The organism is Streptomyces sp. NPDC038280 (assembly GCF_055600045.1).
On sequence record NZ_JBVJYZ010000042.1, the window covers coordinates 1 to 3195 of the forward strand.

1 rRNA gene is annotated in these 3195 nt (G+C 56.8%); it reads left to right on the plus strand.

The features are described 5' to 3' along the window. The first annotated feature begins 50 nt into the window (after positions 1-50). Positions 51-3173 (plus strand): 23S ribosomal RNA (locus ACZ7J0_RS33715). Positions 3174-3195: the final 22 nt, after the last annotated feature.

Sequence of the window (3195 nt, forward strand, 5' to 3'; positions counted from 1 at the left end):
TGGGTGGCTGGTCGTTGCTTGAGAACTGCACAGTGGACGCGAGCATCTGTGGCCAAGTTTTTAAGGGCGCACGGTGGATGCCTTGGCACCAGGAACCGATGAAGGACGTGGGAGGCCACGATAGTCCCCGGGGAGCCGTCAACCAGGCTTTGATCCGGGGGTTTCCGAATGGGGAAACCCGGCAGTCGTCATGGGCTGTCACCCATACCTGAACACATAGGGTATGTGGAGGGAACGAGGGGAAGTGAAACATCTCAGTACCCTCAGGAAGAGAAAACAACCGTGATTCCGGGAGTAGTGGCGAGCGAAACCGGATGAGGCCAAACCGTATGCGTGTGATACCCGGCAGGGGTTGCGCATGCGGGGTTGTGGGATCTCTTTTTCATCGTCTGCCGGCGATGAGACGAGTCAGAAACCGTTGATGTAGGCGAAGGACATGCGAAAGGTCCGGCGTAGAGGGTAAGACCCCCGTAGCTGAAACATCAACGGCTCGTTTAAGAGACACCCAAGTAGCACGGGGCCCGAGAAATCCCGTGTGAATCTGGCGGGACCACCCGCTAAGCCTAAATATTCCCTGGTGACCGATAGCGGATAGTACCGTGAGGGAATGGTGAAAAGTACCGCGGGAGCGGAGTGAAATAGTACCTGAAACCGTGTGCCTACAAGCCGTGGGAGCGTCGCGCATTGAGTTTACTCAATGCGTCGTGACTGCGTGCCTTTTGAAGAATGAGCCTGCGAGTTTGCGGTGTGTTGCGAGGTTAACCCGTGTGGGGAAGCCGTAGCGAAAGCGAGTCCGAATAGGGCGATTCAGTAGCGCGCTCAAGACCCGAAGCGGAGTGATCTAGCCATGGGCAGGTTGAAGCGGAGGTAAGACTTCGTGGAGGACCGAACCCACCAGGGTTGAAAACCTGGGGGATGACCTGTGGTTAGGGGTGAAAGGCCAATCAAACTCCGTGATAGCTGGTTCTCCCCGAAATGCATTTAGGTGCAGCGTCGTGTGTTTCTTGCCGGAGGTAGAGCACTGGATAGGCGATGGGCCCTACCGGGTTACTGACCTTAGCCAAACTCCGAATGCCGGTAAGTGAGAGCACGGCAGTGAGACTGTGGGGGATAAGCTCCATGGTCGAGAGGGAAACAGCCCAGAGCATCGACTAAGGCCCCTAAGCGTACGCTAAGTGGGAAAGGATGTGGAGTCGCAGAGACAACCAGGAGGTTGGCTTAGAAGCAGCCACCCTTGAAAGAGTGCGTAATAGCTCACTGGTCAAGTGATTCCGCGCCGACAATGTAGCGGGGCTCAAGCGTACCGCCGAAGTCGTGTCATTCCAGCATGAGGGCCAACGCCCGCTGGGATGGGTAGGGGAGCGTCGTGTGCCGGGTGAAGCAGCCGCGGAAGCGAGTTGTGGACGGTTCACGAGTGAGAATGCAGGCATGAGTAGCGATACACACGTGAGAAACGTGTGCGCCGATTGACTAAGGGTTCCTGGGTCAAGCTGATCTGCCCAGGGTAAGTCGGGACCTAAGGCGAGGCCGACAGGCGTAGTCGATGGACAACCGGTTGATATTCCGGTACCCGCTTTGAAACGCCCAATATCGAGCCCATTAATGCTAAGGCCGTGAAGCCGCCCCGGAGCCTTCGGGCAAAGGGGAGTGGTGGAGCCGCCGGTCCAAGGTGGTAGTAGGTAAGCGATGGGGTGACGCAGGAAGGTAGTCCAGCCCGGGCGGTGGTTGTCCCGGGGTAAGGGTGTAGGCCGTGTGATAGGCAAATCCGTCACACATTGAGGCTGAGACCTGATGCCGAGCCGATTGTGGTGAAGTGGATGATCCTATGCTGTCGAGAAAAGCCTCTAGCGAGTTTCATGGCGGCCCGTACCCTAAACCGACTCAGGTGGTCAGGTAGAGAATACCGAGGCGTTCGGGTGAACTATGGTTAAGGAACTCGGCAAAATGCCCCCGTAACTTCGGGAGAAGGGGGGCCATCACTGGTGATCGGATTTACTCCGTGAGCTGGGGGTGGCCGCAGAGACCAGCGAGAAGCGACTGTTTACTAAAAACACAGGTCCGTGCGAAGCCGTAAGGCGATGTATACGGACTGACGCCTGCCCGGTGCTGGAACGTTAAGGGGACCGGTTAGCTCTGTTTCGACAGGGCGAAGCTGAGAACTTAAGCGCCAGTAAACGGCGGTGGTAACTATAACCATCCTAAGGTAGCGAAATTCCTTGTCGGGTAAGTTCCGACCTGCACGAATGGCGTAACGACTTCTCGACTGTCTCAACCATAGGCCCGGTGAAATTGCACTACGAGTAAAGATGCTCGTTTCGCGCAGCAGGACGGAAAGACCCCGGGACCTTTACTACAGTTTGATATTGGTGTTCGGTTCGGCTTGTGTAGGATAGGTGGGAGACTTTGAAGCAGCCACGCCAGTGGTTGTGGAGTCGCCGTTGAAATACCACTCTGGTCGTGCTGGATGTCTAACCTGGGTCCGTGATCCGGATCAGGGACAGTGTCTGATGGGTAGTTTAACTGGGGCGGTTGCCTCCCAAAGGGTAACGGAGGCGCCCAAAGGTTCCCTCAGCCTGGTTGGTAATCAGGTGTTGAGTGTAAGTGCACAAGGGAGCTTGACTGTGAGACCGACGGGTCGAGCAGGGACGAAAGTCGGGACTAGTGATCCGGCGGTGGCTTGTGGAAGCGCCGTCGCTCAACGGATAAAAGGTACCCCGGGGATAACAGGCTGATCTTCCCCAAGAGTCCATATCGACGGGATGGTTTGGCACCTCGATGTCGGCTCGTCGCATCCTGGGGCTGGAGTCGGTCCCAAGGGTTGGGCTGTTCGCCCATTAAAGCGGTACGCGAGCTGGGTTTAGAACGTCGTGAGACAGTTCGGTCCCTATCCGCTGTGCGCGTAGGAATATTGAGAAGGGCTGTCCCTAGTACGAGAGGACCGGGACGGACGAACCTCTGGTGTGCCAGTTGTCCTGCCAAGGGCATGGCTGGTTGGCTACGTTCGGGAGGGATAACCGCTGAAAGCATCTAAGCGGGAAGCCTGCTTCAAGATGAGTATTCCCACCTCCTTGAGAGGGTAAGGCTCCCAGTAGACGACTGGGTTGATAGGCCAGATGTGGAAGCCCGGTAACGGGTGAAGCTGACTGGTACTAATAGGCCGAGGGCTTGTCCTCAGTTGCTCGCGTCCACTGTGTT